This is a genomic window from Modestobacter sp. SYSU DS0875 (assembly GCF_054050915.1).
This window is the reverse complement of the sequence record NZ_JBJHAH010000021.1, coordinates 12721-29267: the sequence shown is the minus strand read 5'-3', so window position 1 is coordinate 29267 and position 16547 is coordinate 12721. Positions and strand designations below refer to the sequence as shown.

Annotated in this window: 17 protein-coding genes; 9 read left to right on the top strand and 8 right to left on the bottom strand. The window is 74.9% G+C overall.

Annotated features, from left to right (window positions below):
- Positions 1-10: 10 nt before the first annotated feature.
- The 5 genes from ACI79Y_RS13630 (at position 11) to ACI79Y_RS13610 (ending at position 4379) form a co-directional block, all read left to right on the top strand.
- Positions 11-787, top strand: coding sequence for a glycerophosphodiester phosphodiesterase (locus tag ACI79Y_RS13630; RefSeq protein WP_457158989.1), 777 nt, complete (start codon positions 11-13; stop codon positions 785-787).
- A complete protein-coding gene (locus ACI79Y_RS13625) occupies positions 784-1683 on the top strand; it encodes a lysophospholipid acyltransferase family protein (protein WP_457158988.1) in 900 nt (299 codons plus the stop codon). Before ACI79Y_RS13630 ends, ACI79Y_RS13625 begins: the two co-directional genes overlap by 4 nt.
- 46 nt (positions 1684-1729) lie before the next feature.
- Positions 1730-3106: an MFS transporter gene (locus ACI79Y_RS13620; protein ID WP_457158987.1), complete on the top strand. Its 1377-nt coding sequence runs from the start codon at positions 1730-1732 to the stop codon at positions 3104-3106.
- Positions 3103-3840 (top strand): thymidine kinase, encoded by a 738-nt coding sequence (locus ACI79Y_RS13615; RefSeq protein ID WP_457158986.1) that lies wholly within the window; start codon positions 3103-3105, stop codon positions 3838-3840. Before ACI79Y_RS13620 ends, ACI79Y_RS13615 begins: the two co-directional genes overlap by 4 nt.
- Before the next feature lie 194 nt (positions 3841-4034).
- Positions 4035-4379, top strand: a complete 345-nt coding sequence (locus ACI79Y_RS13610) for an RNA polymerase-binding protein RbpA (protein ID WP_457158985.1) — start codon at positions 4035-4037, stop codon at positions 4377-4379.
- A 111-nt stretch (positions 4380-4490) separates the two neighbouring features.
- Here ACI79Y_RS13610 and ACI79Y_RS13605 read toward each other — a convergent pair whose 3' ends face one another.
- The 5 genes from ACI79Y_RS13605 to ACI79Y_RS13585 form a co-directional block, all read right to left on the bottom strand.
- A complete protein-coding gene (locus ACI79Y_RS13605) occupies positions 4491-5057 on the bottom strand; it encodes an FxsA family protein (RefSeq protein WP_457158984.1) in 567 nt (188 codons plus the stop codon).
- Between the two features lie 42 nt (positions 5058-5099).
- Positions 5100-5894 (bottom strand): polyprenol monophosphomannose synthase, encoded by a 795-nt coding sequence (locus ACI79Y_RS13600; RefSeq protein WP_457158983.1) that lies wholly within the window; start codon positions 5892-5894, stop codon positions 5100-5102.
- Positions 5891-7501, bottom strand: coding sequence for an apolipoprotein N-acyltransferase (lnt, locus tag ACI79Y_RS13595; protein WP_457158982.1), 1611 nt, complete (start codon positions 7499-7501; stop codon positions 5891-5893). Before lnt ends, ACI79Y_RS13600 begins: the two co-directional genes overlap by 4 nt.
- 591 nt (positions 7502-8092) lie before the next feature.
- Positions 8093-9607: an amidohydrolase gene (locus ACI79Y_RS13590; protein WP_457158981.1), complete on the bottom strand. Its 1515-nt coding sequence runs from the start codon at positions 9605-9607 to the stop codon at positions 8093-8095.
- Positions 9604-9729 carry a hypothetical protein gene (locus ACI79Y_RS13585; protein ID WP_457158980.1) on the bottom strand — a complete coding sequence of 42 codons (126 nt, stop codon included), beginning with the start codon at positions 9727-9729 and terminating at the stop codon, positions 9604-9606. Before ACI79Y_RS13585 ends, ACI79Y_RS13590 begins: the two co-directional genes overlap by 4 nt.
- A 40-nt stretch (positions 9730-9769) precedes the next feature.
- Here ACI79Y_RS13585 and ACI79Y_RS13580 point away from each other — a divergent pair, with 40 nt between their 5' ends.
- The 3 genes from ACI79Y_RS13580 (at position 9770) to ACI79Y_RS13570 (ending at position 12330) form a co-directional block, all read left to right on the top strand.
- Positions 9770-10102 (top strand): hypothetical protein, encoded by a 333-nt coding sequence (locus ACI79Y_RS13580; RefSeq protein WP_457158979.1) that lies wholly within the window; start codon positions 9770-9772, stop codon positions 10100-10102.
- Between the two features lie 274 nt (positions 10103-10376).
- Positions 10377-10889, top strand: a complete 513-nt coding sequence (locus tag ACI79Y_RS13575) for a GNAT family N-acetyltransferase (protein WP_457158978.1) — start codon at positions 10377-10379, stop codon at positions 10887-10889.
- Between the two features lie 7 nt (positions 10890-10896).
- Positions 10897-12330: a lipase maturation factor family protein gene (locus ACI79Y_RS13570; RefSeq protein ID WP_457158977.1), complete on the top strand. Its 1434-nt coding sequence runs from the start codon at positions 10897-10899 to the stop codon at positions 12328-12330.
- A gap of 1 nt (position 12331) precedes the next feature.
- Here ACI79Y_RS13570 and ACI79Y_RS13565 read toward each other — a convergent pair whose 3' ends face one another.
- Positions 12332-13198 (bottom strand): lysophospholipid acyltransferase family protein, encoded by an 867-nt coding sequence (locus tag ACI79Y_RS13565; protein WP_457158976.1) that lies wholly within the window; start codon positions 13196-13198, stop codon positions 12332-12334.
- A gap of 38 nt (positions 13199-13236) precedes the next feature.
- Positions 13237-14205: a carboxylate-amine ligase gene (locus tag ACI79Y_RS13560; RefSeq protein WP_457158975.1), complete on the bottom strand. Its 969-nt coding sequence runs from the start codon at positions 14203-14205 to the stop codon at positions 13237-13239.
- Positions 14206-14582: 377 nt separating this feature from the next.
- Here ACI79Y_RS13560 and ACI79Y_RS13555 point away from each other — a divergent pair, with 377 nt between their 5' ends.
- The gene (locus tag ACI79Y_RS13555) at positions 14583-15395 is read left to right on the top strand and encodes a hypothetical protein (RefSeq protein WP_457158974.1); all 813 of its coding nucleotides are present in this window, start codon (positions 14583-14585) and stop codon (positions 15393-15395) included.
- A 6-nt stretch (positions 15396-15401) separates the two neighbouring features.
- Here ACI79Y_RS13555 and ACI79Y_RS13550 read toward each other — a convergent pair whose 3' ends face one another.
- On the bottom strand, positions 15402-16514 hold the full coding sequence (locus tag ACI79Y_RS13550) for an Rv2578c family radical SAM protein (protein WP_457158973.1): 1113 nt from the start codon (positions 16512-16514) through the stop codon (positions 15402-15404).
- Positions 16515-16547: the final 33 nt, after the last annotated feature.

The following is a 16547-nucleotide window of genomic DNA, read 5'->3' as shown; positions in this document are numbered from 1 at the left end:
GCGTGATGGGGTGCCAGGCTCGCGTTACGCCTTCCTCGACGGGCCCACTCCCCTCGCGATGGCCCATCGCGGCGGCGCCATCGAGCACCTGGAGAACACCGCCGGTGCCTTCGAGGCATGCGTGGCGCTGGGCTACCGGTACTTGGGGACCGACGTCCGCGTCACCTCCGACGGGGTCCCGGTGGTCTTCCACGACGCCACCCTGGACCGGGTCACCGACCGCACCGGCCGGGTGGAGAGCATGCGGTGGAGCGAGGTCCAGACGGCGCTGATCGGCGGCCGCGAACCGATCATGGCGCTGGAGGACCTGCTGGGCGCCTGGCCGGACGTCCGCTTCAACCTCGACGTCAAGGCCGCCGGGGTGCTCGCCCCGCTGGTGCGCACCGTGCGGCGGCTGGCCATCGAGGACCGCATCTGCATCGGCTCCTTCTCCGACGCCCGGATCGCGGCCGCCCGCCGGATGTTCGGGCCCGACGTCTGCACTTCCCTGGGGCCCAAGGGCGTCGCCGCGCTGCGGCTGTCCTCCTACTCGCCCCGCGCCGCCGGGTTGGTGCGCATCCAGGCCGGGTGCGCCCAGGTGCCGCTCGTGCTGGGTGGCCGCCCGCTGGTCGACGAGCGCTTCATCGAGGCCGCGCACACCCGGAGCCTGCAGGTGCACGTGTGGACGGTCGACGACGAGGCCGACGCGAAGCAGATGCTCGACCTGGGCGTCGACGGGGTGATGACCGACCGTCCGGCGATGCTCCGCGACCTGCTGGTGGCCCGCGGTCAGTGGACCGGAGCGTGACCGGCCGGCTGTCCGCTCGGCTCCGTTCCTGGCGGCCGGCCCCGCCACCCCTGCCCCCGGAGCTCGCCGGTCTCGTCGGCCCCGAGGACCCCGACTGGTTCGCCCGCGAGCTGGCCATCGCCGCAGCGCCGCCGTGGTGGTTGTGGCGCGGGCTGCTGCGGAGCCTGCACCGGCTGCCGGGCGTCTTCGGTCGCCTGGAGGTGACCGGGAGCATCCCCGAGGAGTGGCTGGACGGGCCGCTGCTCCTGGCGGTCAACCACATCGGTGACTTCGACAGCTTCGTCGTCGCCGCGGCACTGCACCGGGCCGGCGTCACCCCGCGGTTCATGGCGACCCGCGGCATCATCACCGCCCCGGTCGTCGGGCCCCTGCTGGAGCGCTCCGGTGGCATCCGGGTCGACCGCGGGACCGACCTCGCCGCCCACGCACTCCGGGTCACCCAGGTGGCGCTGGCCGCCGGTGGCCATGTCGTCGCCTACCCCGAAGGGCGGGTCGGGCTGACCGCCGACGGCTGGCCCGAGCGTGGGCGCACCGGGCTGGCCCGGATGGCCCTGGCCGCCGACGTGCCGGTCATCCCGGTCAGCCAGTGGGGCGCGCACGAGGTGCTGCAGTACGCCAACGACTGGGGCAAGCTGCGCACCCTGCTCCGGGCGCTGTGGCGGCAGCCCGCGCTGCGGGTGGACATCGGTGCCCCGGTGTTCTTCCGGGACCTGCAGCCGGGCCGGGTGGGTGACGCCAACCGGGCGCGGGTCCGGATCGCCGCCGCGCTGACCCGTGGCCTGGCCCCGCTGCGGGCCGGCGAGCCGACCGACCGGATCGCGTTCGCCGACCCCACCCGGCCCACCACCGCGGTGGCGGCGTTCCCGGGCGGCGTGGTGCCCGAGGACATCCCGTGATCGGGCGGTGCTGGACCCGCCCTCGTGCGGCTGACACCCTGCGCCGGTGACCGACGCACCGCCCGCACCCGCCGGGTCCGACGTCCCCCGCGCCGACCGGACACTGCGCCGCGAGCGCGCCGGCTGGTACTCCTACGACTGGGCGATGTCGGTCTTCAACACCTCGGTGACGACCGTCTTCCTCGCCCCCTACCTCACCTCGATCGCCGAGGCGGCCGCCGACGCGCAGGGGCGGATCCACCCGCTGGGCATCAGCATCCCGCCGGGCAGCTGGTTCGGGTACGTGCTGTCGCTCTCGGTCGTGCTCCAGGTGCTGGTGCTGCCGGTCACCGGGGCGATCGCCGACCGCAGCGGACGCAAACGTCAACTGCTGGCCGGCTTCGCCACCGTCGGCTCGGTGGCCACCATGGCGCTGTTCTTCGTCGCCGGGGAGCGGTACCTGCTGGGTGCGGCGCTGTTCGTCGTCGCGAACCTCGCCTTCGGCGCGGCCACCGTCGTCTACTACTCCTGGCTGCCCGACCTGGCCGGCCCCGACGAGCGGGATGCCGTCTCCAGCCGTGGGTGGGCCTTCGGCTACCTCGGCGGCGCCCTGCTGCTCGCGGCGAACCTCGCGCTGTTCACCCAGTACGAGTCCCTGGGGCTGACCGAGGGCGAGGCGGTGCGGATCTGCCTGGCCTCGGCCGGCCTCTGGTGGGCCGGGTTCACCGTCGTCAGCGTCTCGCTGCTGCGGAACCGCAGGCCGCGGGAGTCCGCCGTCGTCCCGGCCGGTGGCGGCGCGCTGTCGGGGGGCTTCCGGCAGCTGGCCGCCACCCTGCGGGACATGCGCCGCTACCGGCTGACGCTGTGGTTCCTCGGTGCCTACCTGCTGTTCAACGACGGCGTGCAGACGATCATCGGCGTCTCGGCTCAGTACGGCGCCGAGGAGCTCGAGCTGTCCCAGACGACCCTGGTCTCCACCATCCTGCTGGTGCAGGTGGTCGCCTTCTTCGGGGCGATGGGCATGGGCCGGATCGCCGCGGTGATCGGCGCCAAGCGCACCGTGCTCGGCGGCCTGGTGTTGTGGACCGGTGTGCTCGTGGCCGCCTACTTCGTGCAGGCCGGCGCGGCGGTGCAGTTCTACCTGCTCGCCGTCGTCATCGGTTTCGTGCTCGGTGGCACCCAGGCGCTGTCCCGGTCGCTGTTCAGCCAGCTGATCCCGCCGGGCAAGGAGGCCGAGTACTTCGGCCTCTACGAGATCAGCGACCGCGGCACCAGCTGGCTGGGCCCCTTCCTCTTCGCCCTCACCTACCAGCTGACCGACTCCTACCGGTACGCGATCTTCAGCCTCGTCCTCTTCTTCGTCCTCGGCGGCTTCCTGCTGGCGCGGCTGGACATGCGCCGGGCCATCGTCGAGGCCGGCAACACACCCCCGGAGCGCCTGTGACACCCGCCCCTCTGGACGGCCCGACGCACCTGCTGGAGGTGGTGCCCGCCGCCGGCGACCGCCGCCGGCACCCGGCTCCGGCGCACCTGACGTTCTTCCACGGTCCGATGGACTGCGGGAAGTCGACCCTGGCGCTGCAGGTCGACCACAACCAGAGCCGGCAGGGCCGCCACGGGCTGCTGCTCACCCAGGGCGACCGCTCGGGGCCCGCGCAGATCAGCTCCCGGGTCGGGCTGCGCCAGGACGCGGTGGAGGTCGACGCCGGCACCGACGTGCGGCTGCTGGTCCGGGACCGGTGGGCGGCCGGCCAGCGGGTCGACTACCTGATCGTCGACGAGGCGCAGTTCCTCACCGGTGGGCAGGTCGAGCAGCTGGCCGAGCTGGTCGACGAGTCGCACGTCGACGTGTTCGCCTTCGGGCTGACCACCGACTTCCGGGCCCGGCTCTTCCCCGGCACCCAGCGGCTGTTCGAGCTCGCCGACGACGTCCAGCGGGTCCAGGTGATGGTGCTGTGCTGGTGCGGCCTGCCCGGGCTGCTCAACGCACGGGTGGTCGACGGGGCGATGGTCCGGGAGGGCGCCACCGTCGTCGTCGCCGACACCGAGCCCCCGGCGCCGCCGGACGGCGCGACCGGGGAGGCCGCGGTGCGCTACCAAGTGCTGTGTCGCCGCCACCACGCGAGCGGCCAGCTGGGGCCGACGCCGACCGGTCCGGGGCAGTTGGCGCTCCGCTGAGTGGTGCCACTCCCCCGTGGGGGTGGTTGAACGTTGGCGCATCACCCCATGCGATGATGACCAGTCGAACGACACGGAATCTCTTTCCGTCATCTGTCGTTGACCTCTGCGACACCCCGAGCCGGATGCGTGAGCAATCGGCTGTCCGGGCAGTCCCAGACCTGACCGAGATCAGCACGAGAGGACGGTGTGCCATGGGCGAGCGTTCCCTGCGCGGAAGCCGACTGGGCAGCGTGAGCTACGAGACCGAGCGCAACACCGCGCCCATCGAGCGGCAGTACGCCGAGTACAAGTGCACCCAGGGCCACCTGGTCACGGTGCCCTTCGCCGACGACGCGGAACTCCCCGACACCTGGGAGTGCAAGTACGACGGTTCGGCCGCCAAGCTGGTCGGTGGCTCCGAGCCCGCCCCCAAGAAGGTCAAGCCCCCGCGCACCCACTGGGACATGCTCCTGGAGCGTCGTTCGGTGGACGACCTGGAGGAGGTGCTCGCCGAGCGCCTCGAGGTGCTCCGCGGGCGGCGCACCCGCGCCAGCTGAACAAGGACCCCCTGCCCCCCACGCCTCGCACGCTCGGCGCGGGACCCTGCAGGGGGCCAACGGCCCCGGTGGGAGATCTCCCACCGGGGCCGTTCTGCGTCAGGGGTGCGGTCAGCGACCGGCAGGCCCGTCCTCGACCTCACCTTCGACGACGCGTCCCTCGATCACCCGGTGCGCGGGGCCCGCGCGGTACACGTCGGAGGGGCCGTCGGCGACGGTGCCGTCGACGGTGCGGGTGGCCCGCACCCGGACCGGGCCCAGCCAGCGGTCGGGCAGCCGGCGGGCGATCCCCCGGGCGATCAGCGCCCGGGGCAGCGCCCGGGTGACCGGCAGCAGGCACATCAGGCCGAGCAGGTCGCCGAGGAAGCCGGGCAGCACCATCAGCAGCCCGCCGAGGGCGACCAGGCCGGCATCGCCCAGGGCGCGGCCCGGGTCGCGGTGCTCCTCGGCGCGCAGCCGGAGTTCGGTGAGGGCGCGGGTGCCCTGGCGCGCCAGCAGCAGCCCGCCCAGGGCGCTCGTGGCCAGCGCCAGCAGCAGCGTCCAGCCCACGCCGATCCAGCTCGCGACGAGGACGAACACGACGACCTCGGCCAGCGCGCCGAGACCCACCGCCGTCCGCCAGCGTGAGGACGCCCGCCGTCGTGGGGTGTGCCCGCCGATCGCGGAGCCCATGGTCATGGATCTCTCCTCTCCTGCCGCGGCACGGCCGGCCGGCGCTCCCTACCGGAGCGCCTGTGTCCGCCCGCCGCGGCTGCGCGCGGGTACGGGACGGCGCACCCGCCCGGGCAGCCGGTCGGCCAGCCGGTCGAGCACGCCCCACCAGGTGACCCGTGCCAACGCCTCTCCAACGATCGAGCCGCTCATCTTGCTCCGGCCCACCGTTCGTTCGCTGAACGTGATCGGCACCTCCACCACCCGGGCGCCGGAGCGCACCGCCCGCCAGGCCCAGTCGACCTGGAAGCAGTAGCCCTGGCTGGCCACCTGGTCGAACGGCAAGCGGGCCAGCAGGTCGGCGCGCGCTGCCCGGAAGCCCCCGGTCGCGTCGGCCAGCGGCAGGCGCAGTGCCCAGCGGGTGTAGAGGTTGCCGATTCGGGAGATGGCCAGGCGGTGGCGGGGCCAGTCGAGCACGCGCCCGCCCGGCACCCAGCGCGACCCGAGCACCAGGTCGGCGTCCGCCAGGGCGGCCAGCAGGGCGGGCAGCCGCTCCGGCGGGTGCGACCCGTCGGCGTCCATCTCCACCACGACGGCGTAGCCGTGCTCGGCGGCCCAGTGGAAGCCGGCGACGTAGGCCGGGCCCAGCCCCTGCTTGCCGGCCCGGTGCAGCACGTGCACCCGCTCGTCCTCGGCGGCCCGGGCGTCGGCCAGCTCGCCGGTGCCGTCGGGCGAGGCGTCGTCGACGACCAGCACGTGGGCGCCCGGGACCGCGGCGTGCAGCCGGTCGAGCACCGTGCCCAGGTTCCCCACCTCCTCGTATGTGGGGATCACGACCAGCACGGGGCCGCCGACGTCGGTCACCGGGCGCTCCGCCGGCGGGCCAGGGCGGCCAGGACGGCGCCCACGCCCACCGCGGTGAGCACCCACTCGGGGGTCGCGCCCAGCCGCTCGGCGACGGTGCGCTGGTCGCGCTGGGCGATCGGCTCGACGAACGAGTCGGCGGTGAACAGCTCCGAGCGGTGCACCAGCGTGCCGTCCGGCGCGACGATCGCGCTCACCCCGCTGGTCGCGGCCACCACCACCGTCCGGCCGAACTCCACCGCCCGCAGTCGGCTCATCGCCAGCTGCTGCTCGGTCTCGTCGGTGTAGCCGAACGTGGCGTTGTTGGTCTGCACGACGACCATGCCCGCGCCGTCGTCGACGACGGCGGCCACCAGGCCGTCGTAGGCGACCTCGAAGCAGATGACGTCGCCGACCCGTGCTCCCCCGATGTCCAGGGTGCCCACCTCGGTGCCGTGCGCGAAGTCGGTGACCCGGTCGACCAGCGGGCTGAAGAAGCGGAAGAACGGCCGGGCGGGGACGTACTCGGCCAGGGGCACGGGGTGCCGCTTGACGTAGGTCTCCCCCGGGCCGGTGACCGGATCCCACACGATGCCGGTGTTGGAGATGTTCTCCCCCGGTCCTCGGACGACGGCGCCGACCAGGATCGGGGCGTCGATGGCCCGGGCGGCGCGGCTGATCACCCGGGCGGCGTCGGCGTTGGTGTACGGGTCGATGTCGGAGCTGTTCTCCGGCCAGATCACCAGGTCGGGCTGGTCGGCCTCCCCCGCGGCGACGGCGTCGGCCAGCCGGATCGTCTCGGCTGCGTGGTTGTCCAGCACCGCCCGCCGCTGTGCGTTGAAGTCCAGGCCGGCGCGCGGCACGTTGCCCTGGATCACCGCGACGGTGCGGGTCGGGCCGCCCTCGGTCAGCGAGGAGCCGGCCAGGGGCAGCCAGGCCAGCGCGCCGACGGCCGGCACGGTCAGGGCGGCGACGAGCGGGACGGCGGCCGAACGCAGCGCCGCCCGGCGGCTGATCCCCGCTCCGGCCCTCCGCGCCCGGACGACGGCGGCGGCCAGCAGCGTCCCGGTGAGCGCCACGGCGAACCCGACCAGCGGCACGCCGCCGTAGGCGGCCAGTGCGGTGAACGGCCCCTCCGCCTGGCTGAAACCGAGCCGGCCCCAGGGGAAGCCACCCAGCGGCCAGCGGCCCCGCAGCGCCTCCTGCGCGACCCACAGCGCCGCCGCCCACACCGGCCAGCCGGGCAGCCGGGAGGTGAGCGCCGTCGCGCCGCCGAGCAGGGCGAAGTACAGGGCCTCGGTGACCGCGAGCGCCAACCAGGGGAAGGAGCCGACGTAGATCCCGCTCCAGGACAGCAGCGGGACCATGGTGACCAGCCCGAGGACCAGGCCCAGCCACAGCCCGCCGCGCACCCGCTGACCGCGGACGGCGAGCGCCAGCGCGGCCGGGCCGAGCACGGCGAGGGCGGAGAGGTCGTGCCCGGGGAACGCCAGGTAGAGCGCCAGCCCGCCGAGGGCGGCGACCGCGGTGCGCCAGGGCCACCGGCGGGTGCGCGCCGGCACGGCTCCCTCGGCCGGGACCCCGGCCGGGTCCGCCGTCACCGTGCCGCTCACCGTCACTGCCGACACCGCCGCCCTCCGCGCTTGCCCGGACGACGGTCCGGGAGATGGTCGGCCGCGTGGCGAACGGGGCCGGGGGCCGCCGCACCGGGTGCGGCGGCCTCCGTCCAGCATCCCATCCCGGGACGCCGTCCCGGCCGGACGTGCCGGTCGGCCTCGGGGCCCCGCGCCTTCGGGCCGGTGCAGCGGCGGCTGGGTGCGACCGCTGCGCCGTTTTCTGGTGACGCGGAGCCCCGGAGAGCCGGACCGGGAGGTGTCCGGTCCGCCCGGGACGGACCGGGCCGAGAGTAGGGACCGGCGGCGTGCGAAGGAACCACCGGGGGCCGTGCGGTGACCAACGGGTCGGACCGTTACCCGACCGTTACCTGGAGGCGGCGTGCCAGGTCGACATGGCGATCCGGACCGGTCGACGTGTCGCCATGTCGACACGGGCGCGCCCTCCGGTGCTCAGGTGGTGGGGCCGGGCACCACCAGCGTCGCGACCGCCTCGACCACCCGGAGCGGTGGGTCGAGCACCCGGGCGGCGGATGCGCCGCGGGACGGCTCCGCGCGCGAAAGCGCCGGTGCTTTCGCGCGCGAAAGCGCGGGGCGCGGCGGGGGTCATCGCGGGTCTCCGATCGGGTGGCCGGCGACGATCAGCTGCCGGCACGCCGGGCGGCTGCGGGTGGCGAGTACCGCGGACAGGGTCTGCTCGGTCGCCCACAGCGCCAGGTCCGCCGGCGCGCCGACCGCGAGCGGCCCCTCCGGGTGCTCGGCGCGCGCGGCCACCCAGCCGCCGTGGGTGGCGGCGTCGAAGGCGTCGAAGGGGCGCATGCCCGAGCCGGGGGTGGTGTGGTCGATCGCTGCGTACACCCCGCCCCACGGGTCCATCGGCGTCACCGGGGCGTCGCTGCCCAGTGCGACCGGAACGTCGCCGTCGACCAGGTCGGCCAGCGGGTTGGTCGCCACCGCCCGGGCGACGCCGAGCCGCTCGGCGTACATGCCCTCGGGCCCGCCCCACAGGGCGTCGAAGGCCGACTGCACGCTGGCCACCAGCCCCCAGCGGCGCAGCTGGTCGATCGCGTCGAGGTCGACCATCTCCAGGTGCTCCAGCCGGTGCCGGCAGGCCCGGACGGCGTCGCGTCCCAGCTCCTCGACGACGGCGCCGACGGCGGTGAGCACCTGGGCCACCGCGGCATCGCCGATCACGTGGAAGCCGGCCTGCACCTGTGCCTTCGTGCAGGCGCGCAGGTGCTCGACCAGCTGACCGGTCTCGAAGCGCAGCGCCCCGGTGGTCTCCGGGCGGTCGGTGTACGGGCTGGTCAGCGCGGCGGTGTGCGAGCCGAACGCCCCGTCGCAGAAGAGGTCGCCGCCGGCACCGGCCAGGCCGAGCTCGGCGACGACGTCGAGGCCGCCGCGTTCGAACAGCTCGCCCCAGTACCCGAGCACCCGCGGACCGGGCTGCTCGCCGGCCAGCCGCAGCAGCCCGGACAGGTCGTCGGCGCCGGAGACCTCCGGGCCGGCCATCTCGTGCACCGTCCCGATGCCCAGGGCCGCGGCCGCGTCCAGGGTGGCGCGCTGGGCGGTGCGCCGCTGCACCGGGTCGACCGAGCCGTAGGCGAGCTGGCGGGCGGCGTGGTGCGCGTCCAGTCGCACCCGGCCGTCGGCGGAGAAGCCGGGTAGCTCGGTGACCCGCGGGAGGCGGTCGAGCAGGGCGGTGGAGACCGTCGCCGAGTGGACGTCGATCCGGGCCAGGTACGCGGGCCGGTCCCCCACCACGGCGTCCAGGTCGTGGCGGGTCAGCCCGCGCCCCTCGGGCCAGGCCGTCTCGTCCCAGCCGGTGCCCAGCACCACGCCGGTGGGGGTCGCCGCGGCGTGCCCGGCGACCCGGGCCAGCGCCGAGCGCAGGCTGTCGGCGCCGGCCAGGTCCAGCCCGGTGAGCGCCAGCCCGGTGGCGGTGGCGTGCACGTGGGCATCGACGAACGCCGGGGTGAGCAGCGCTCCCCCGCCGTCCAGGGTGAGGTCCGCCCGCGGGGCGTCGGCCGCGTCGCCCAGCCAGGCGATCCGGCCGTCGACGACGTGCACCGCTCGGCCCGGACGGTCGCCCACGGTCACGCCGGTGACCAGCTGGTTCACCGGGCCACTCGCGGGTCGATCAGCGCCCGCACCCCCGGCGTGCGCCGGTACAGGTCGATCGCCAGGGCCGCGTGCCCCGGTGTGTAGCCGTTGCCCACCAGCATCGTCACGTCTGCCGCCATCCCCTCAGCTCCCAGGGCCGCCGCCGAGAAGGACGTGGCCATGGAGAAGAAGACCACGATGCCGCCGTCGGCCGTCGCGAGGACCGCCCCGTGCTCGGCGCCGGGGACGTCGGCACACCAGGCGGCCGTCGCGCGCCGCGGCCAGGCTCAGGCAGCCGGACGTGCCGGCCGCGCCGAGGACGGCGACCGACGGGCGGTGCCCGGCGCGGTGCACGACCCGCTCGGTGGCGGCCGGCGCACCGCAGACGTCCAGCACCGCCAGCGCGACCTGCTGCGGCACGTCGTCGGGGAGGACGGCGGCGATCGAGCGGGGGCGGGGCGGGCGTGGTGGGCCGGGCAGCGCACCGGCGCCCTCTCCCCCGCCGGCTGCTGAAAGACCCCCTGCCCCCCCAGTGCGGCGGCAGGTCCGGGGAAGCGTCGGGGATCTCCATCGCTGTGCCATGTGATCTTGACGTGCTGAAGTCGGTCGTGCCCTCGTCGTCGGGGGTGCCCGCAGTGGCTCACCGGGCTCGGACCCGGCGTGATGTCCAACGCTTCTCCCTACGTGTCGCCGTACCCCCCCCACCACCACTCGCACGCTCGCGACGGGTCCCTGCAGCGGCGCCGGCGGGGGTTTCCGGCGGGGACGACGGCGGTAGCCAGGACCGGTGGACCTGCTGTGCACCGACCGGCTGCGGCTGCGCGCGTGGACGAGGGACGCCGCCGACCTCGCCCGGCTGGCCGACCTGTACAGCCGCGAGGAGGTGACCCGCTGGCTCGGCGGCCCGCCCACGGTGACGCCGGCCGAGCTGGTGCAGCGCTGGGAGCTGGTGCACCAGCTGGACGCCCGGCACGGGTGCTGGGCGATCGAGCCCCGCGACGGCGGCCCGGTTGCCGGCACGGTGCTGCTCAAGCCGCTGCCCAACGGGGTCGGCGAGGTGGAGGTCGGCTGGCACCTGCACCCGGACAGCTGGGGCTCCGGTTACGCCACCGAGGCCGCCCGCGCCGTCGTCGACCGGGCCTTCGGCCAGGGGCTGGCCGAGGTGTACGCGGTGGTCCGGCCGGACAACACCCGCTCGCTGGCCGTCTGCGACCGGCTCGGCATGGCGCCACTGGGCCGCACGCGCCGCTGGTACGGCACCGAGGTCGAGGCGTTCCGGCTCAGCGCACCGGAGGAGTGAGCGACCGGTGGAGTGGTTCAGCGACCCCGACGCCTGGCTCAGTCGCCTGGTCGTCACCCGGGGCGTGGCGGTGGTCTACCTGCTCGCGTTCATCGCGGCGCTGCGCCAGGGTCCGGCGCTGCTGGGCACGCACGGGCTGACCCCGGTCCCCCGCTTCCTCCGGCACAGCTCGTTCCGCCGCGCGCCCAGTCTCTTCCACTGGCGCTGGTCCGACGGGTTGTTCGCCGGCGTCTGCTGGACGGGCATCGCGCTGTCGCTCGCCGTCCTGACCGGGCTGGCCGACCGGCTGCCGGTGCCAGGCTGGATGGCGCTGTGGCTGGCCCTCTGGGGGTTGTACCTGTCGATCGTCAACGTCGGCCAGATCTGGTACGGATTCGGCTGGGAGACCCTGCTGCTGGAGACCGGCTTCCTGATGGTCTTCCTCGGCCCGGCGCACGTCGCGCCGCCGACGCTGGTGCTGTGGCTGCTGGCCTGGCTGCTGTTCCGGCTGGAGTTCGGCGCCGGGCTGATCAAACTGCGCGGCGACCGCTGCTGGCGCGACCTGACCTGCCTGGACTTCCACCACGAGACCCAGCCGATGCCCGGCCCGCTGAGCTGGTGGTTCCACCGGCTGCCGCCGCGGCTGCACCGGGTGGAGACGCTGGCCAACCACGTCACCCAGCTGGTGGTCGTGTTCGGGTTGCTCGCGCCGCAGCCGGTCGCGAGCGCCGCCGCGCTCGTCGTCGTGGTCACCCAGGGCTACCTGGTCATCAGCGGCAACTTCGCCTGGCTCAACTGGCTGACCCTGGTGCTCGCCCTCGGGCTGATCGACGGCAGCTGGTACGCCGCCGTGCTGCCGGTCGACCCGCCGGCGCAGCTGGACTCCCCTCCCTGGTTCGCCGCCGTCTCCATCGCGCTGACGGTGCTGGTCGCCGTGCTCAGCGTCGCACCGGTGCGCAACCTGCTGTCCCGGCAGCAGCGGATGAACACCAGCTTCGACCCGCTGCGGCTGGTCAACAGCTACGGCGCCTTCGGGTCGGTCACCCGGGTGCGCCGGGAGCTGGTGGTCGAGGCGACCGACGATCCGGGGCCGGACGCCGTCTGGCGGGAGTACGAGTTCCGCGGCAAGCCCGGCGACCCGTACCGTCGCCCCCCGCAGTGGGCGCCGTACCACCTGCGCCTGGACTGGTTGATGTGGTTCGTCGCCCTCTCCCCCGCCTACGGCCGCAGCTGGCTGACCGCGTTCCTCGGCAAGCTGCTGGACGCCGACCCCGCCACGCTCCGGCTGCTCCGCTCGGCACCGTTCGGGGATCGGCCGCCGTCCGCCGTCCGGGTGCTGGTCTACCGCTACCGGTTCACCACCCGCGCGGAGCGGCGGGAGTCCGGCGCCTTCTGGCACCGCAGCTACGAGCGGGAGCTCGTGCCGCCGGTCACGCGGGCGGAGCTGGGGCCGGTGCGCTGACTCAGCGGCCGCGGCGGGCCAGCCGGCGGCGCAGGCGGGCCACCGGGTGCGGGGCCTTCGGCTTGGCCCGGCTGCCCCCGGCGTGCGAGGTGTCCAGCGATGCGGCCTGCTCCGGCGTCGGTGCGGAGCCGCCGAGATGGGCCGGCAGCCACCAGCGGTCGTCGTCGCCGGACGGCTGGTCGGGGTAGGTGCGCTGGGCCTCGGCCAGCAGCTCCTCCATCGCCGCCCGGGTGCGGCGCAGCAGGGCCTGCGCCTTCTCCCCCGGCTCGGGGACGATGGGCGCGCCGACGACCACCGTGACCGCGACCCCGCGCGTGAGCATCACCTTGTGCCCCTTGGTGGCGATCCGCTGCCCGCCCCACACGGCGGCCGGCAGGATCGGCACCCCGGCGTCCAGGGCCATCCGCGCGGCACCGGCCTTCAGGTCCTTGACGGTGAACGAGCCGCTGATCGTCGCCTCGGGGAAGACACCGACGACCTGGCCGTCCTTGAGTGCCCGCACCGCGGAGTCGAACGCCGCGGCGCCGGCCTTGCGGTCGACCGGGATGTGCTGCATGGCCCGCATGAACGGGCCGGCGAGCCAGTGCCCGAACACCGATGCCTTCGCCATGAACCGGACCAGGCGGTGCTGCGGCAGCGCCGCCAGCCCGAGGAAGGTGAAGTCGAGGTAGCTCACGTGGTTGCTGCACACGATCGCGCCGCCGGAGGTGGGCACGTGCTCGCTGCCCCGGACGTCGAAGCGGAAGCCGAAGAGCCGGAACACGACCAGCGCCACCCGGATGACGAACCGGTAGGGCCGGTCGCGCCGGTCCGGACGAGGCCCGAACAGATCGCGACGGACGATGTCGCCCCAGCTGGCGGTGTACATGAGCGGACCCTAACCAACGGTCCCGTAGGTTGGCCCGTTCACCCGACGTGGGTGGCCGCCACCGCCTCCCGGACGACGGCGGCGAGGTCCCCGGTCTCGGCGAAGGCCCGCCGTTGCAACCGGGCACCGGTGCCGCGCCGCCGCAACTCGGCGAGGCCCTCCTCGACCCGCTCGAGGTCGCCGGCGTCGTCCAGCGCGGGGCGGACGTGCGCCAGCAGCGCGTCGAGCACCTCGCCCGCGGGCGCCGGTCGGCCCGAGCGGGGGTCGACGAGGACGTCGTCCAGGCCGGAGCGACCGGCTCGCCAGGCGGCGACGCGGACCAGCTCGGTGGGGACGTCGGGGCCGGGCACCCCGGCCCGCCACTCGCGGGCGGCGGTCTCGACCAGAGCCCGGACGAGTCCGGCGTGCAGGACGGCGTCGGCCACCCGCAGCACCACGTCGGCGACCCGCACCTCGACCGTGGGCCAGGACGCCGACAGGCGGGCGTCGAAGTAGACCATCCCCTCGTCCAGGACCGTTCCCGTGGCGGTGAGGTCGGCGACGAGCCGGTGGTAGGCCTCGGGCGTGCCGAACCGCCCGGTGGGGCCGGCCGAGGGCCAGCGGTTCCAGACCTGGGGGCGGAAGCTCGCGTACCCGGTGTCCCGGCCGGCCCAGAACGGGGAGTTGCTGGTCAGCGCGGTCAGCACCGGCAGCCAGACGCGGATCCGGTCGAGGACGGCGACGCCCTCCTCGTCGTCGGACACCGACACGTGCACGTGGCAGCCGCAGGTCAGCACCTCCTCGGCGGTCAGGCCGAACGCCTCCATCATCCGGGTGTACCGCCGGCCCGGGGTGGCGACCGGCTGCACCGGCACCGGCGAGGTGGCCAGGGCCGCCACCCGCGCGCCCACCGCCGCGGCGGCGGCATCGGCCCGGGACCGCCACCAGACGAGCTCGGCGGTCACCTCGTCCAGGTCCCGGCAGACCCGGGTGCCCAGCTCGATCTGCTGTTCCTTCAGCTCGGGCACCAGGTGCGCCCCGGACGCAGCGTCGTCGACCCCCCCGCTCGGCGCGGTCGTGGTCCTCGACGGTCTCTCCCTCCCCGCGGCGCGCGGCGGCCTCCAGCGCCTCGGGGCCCAGCGGTACCGGAGTGCCCGACTCGGCGACGACCAGCGGTTCTTCCTCGACTCCCACCGTGCGCACGTCGCGATGATCACCGGTGCGCCGTTCGCGGCGCCCATCGAGACGGTGGCGTCTGTTCTGCGGGGTGGTGTCGTTGCGGCGGCGCCCGAAGGGTGCCGTGATGCCGGTCTCGGCAGGTGACGACGACAATTTTTTGCTGGTTTGTTGGGGATAACGGTAGTGTCCGGTCATGTCCGGTCGGTGGCAGCCTCCGCTGCCGCACATGCCTGCTCCGCCACCCGAGCGCGCCTGGCGCCGACTGGCGGTGCCCCGGGGGTACGAGACGCAGTGGCGCCGACTGGTCGAGGCCGCGCTGGAACTCGACCTGGGGCCGGACGACCTCGCAGCCGGAGGGCTCGAGGAGCTCGCCGCCGCGCGGGAGTGGAAGCCGGCGACCGTCACGCTCTACAGCAAGGTCGCGCGCTACGGCGGGCTGGACCTGCCGCTCCCCCACACCCCCGAGCCGGATCCGCCGGTGCTGGACCTGCGGCCGCTCACCGAGCTGCGCAGCGACGACCCCGAGCACCTGCGCACCGTGGCGTGGTGTGCACTGGCCCTGCAGTGGCCGGCGACGGTGGGCCAGTTCCGATCACTGCGCCGGGACCAGGTCGAGGTGTCCGGGCGCGGGTTGCGGATCCGAACCGACGACGGCGACTGGACCGTCCGCGGCGCCACCCAGGCGTGGACGGCGTGGGAAGCGACCCGGGACCGCTTCCCGACCCTGGCCGCCAGCCCGTGGGTGCTGCCGGCGCTGCGCCGGGGGCCGGGCGTGGACAGCCACGTCGGTGGTCGGCTGTCCACCCAGGCGCTGCAGACCACCTTCGCCAAGCACGCGGCCAACACCGGGCGCCACCTGCAGGCCACCGCGCTCCCCCGACGCCGCGCCGCGGTCGATGCCCTGGCCGCGGTCTACCTGACGCTCTCCTATGACTCCTACCGCCGCCTGGCCCTGGCCGCCGGCGCACCGCCGGTGGCCACCCGGGGCACGGTGCGGGCGCTGCGCAGCGTGCACCGGACGTCCCGGCTGGCCGGCTGACCCGGTTCAGCAGAGCGCCAGCTGCTCGGGCTCGGCGGCCGGTCCCCGGTCCGAGGTCGCTGCGCGGCCCGGCAGGCTGCCGGCGGGGAAGCCGGCCGACTCGTCGCCGGGCAGTCCGCTCGCCGAGCCGCCGGCCACCCCGCGGGCGGTGCCACCGCTCTGCCGGTCCAGGCCGTACCGCGCGAGCAGCGGCGCGACCCGGCCGGCGAGCCAGGTGCGGTACTCGGCGGGGACGTAGGCGCCCCGGCCGTAGAGCTGCCGGTAGCGCGGCACGAGAGTCGGGTGCTCCCGGGACAGCCAGGCGGTGAACCACTCCCGGGCACCCGGGCGCAGGTGCAGCGGAAGCACGGTGACCCCGGTGGCGCCGGCCGTGGCGATCGCCGCGATCGCAGTCTCGAGGTGGTCGAGCCGGTCGGTGAGCCCGGGCAGCACCGGGGCGAGGAACACCCCGCACGGCAGCCCGGCGTCGGTGATCGCCCGGACCAGGTCCAGTCGGGCCCGGGGTGTCGGGACGCCGGGCTCCAGCGCCTGGTGCAGGTCGTCGTCCCAGATCGCCAACGAGACGCCCATGCCGACCGGTACGTCCCGGGCGGCGGCGGCCAGCAGCGGGACGTCGCGGCGGGCCAGCGTGCCCTTGGTCAGCACCGAGAAGGGGGTGCCCGACGACGCCAGGGCGCCGATGATCCCGGGCATCAGCCGGTAGCGCCCCTCCGCCCGCTGGTACGGGTCGGTGTTGGTGCCCAGCGCGACGTGCTCCCGCTGCCAGGACGGGCGCGCGAGTTCGCGCCGGAGCACCTCGACGATGTTGGTCTTGACCACGATCTGCTGGTCGAAGTCGGTGCCGGTGTCCAGCTCCAGCCACTCGTGGGTGCCGCGGGCGAAGCAATAGACGCAGGCGTGGGAGCAGCCCCGGTAGGGGTTGATCGTGTGGCCGAACGGCATGGCCGAACCCGCCGGGACGGCGTTCAGCGCGCTCTTGGCTCGCACCTCGTGGAACGTCAGCCCGGGGAACTCCGGCACCTGCACCCGGCGCAGCAGCCCGCGCACGGTGGGCAGCCCGGGCAGCGTCGTCGGCTGGTCGAGGTCGAGCTTCTGGGCGTCCCACCGCATGTCGCTCATCCGAACACATGTTCGAGTGGGTGTCCAGTCGGC

Coding starts and splice junctions, on each gene's coding strand:
- ACI79Y_RS13610 (WP_457158985.1), top strand. CDS start 4,035: ATGGGCGAGCGTTCCCTGCGCGGAAGCCGACTGGGCAGCGTGAGCTAC.
- ACI79Y_RS13580 (WP_457158979.1), top strand. CDS start 9,770: ATGGAGAAGAAGACCACGATGCCGCCGTCGGCCGTCGCGAGGACCGCC.
- ACI79Y_RS13550 (WP_457158973.1), bottom strand. CDS start 16,514: ATGAGCGACATGCGGTGGGACGCCCAGAAGCTCGACCTCGACCAGCCG.
- ACI79Y_RS13565 (WP_457158976.1), bottom strand. CDS start 13,198: ATGTACACCGCCAGCTGGGGCGACATCGTCCGTCGCGATCTGTTCGGG.
- ACI79Y_RS13555 (WP_457158974.1), top strand. CDS start 14,583: ATGCCTGCTCCGCCACCCGAGCGCGCCTGGCGCCGACTGGCGGTGCCC.
- ACI79Y_RS13605 (WP_457158984.1), bottom strand. CDS start 5,057: ATGACCATGGGCTCCGCGATCGGCGGGCACACCCCACGACGGCGGGCG.
- ACI79Y_RS13585 (WP_457158980.1), bottom strand. CDS start 9,729: ATGGCGGCAGACGTGACGATGCTGGTGGGCAACGGCTACACACCGGGG.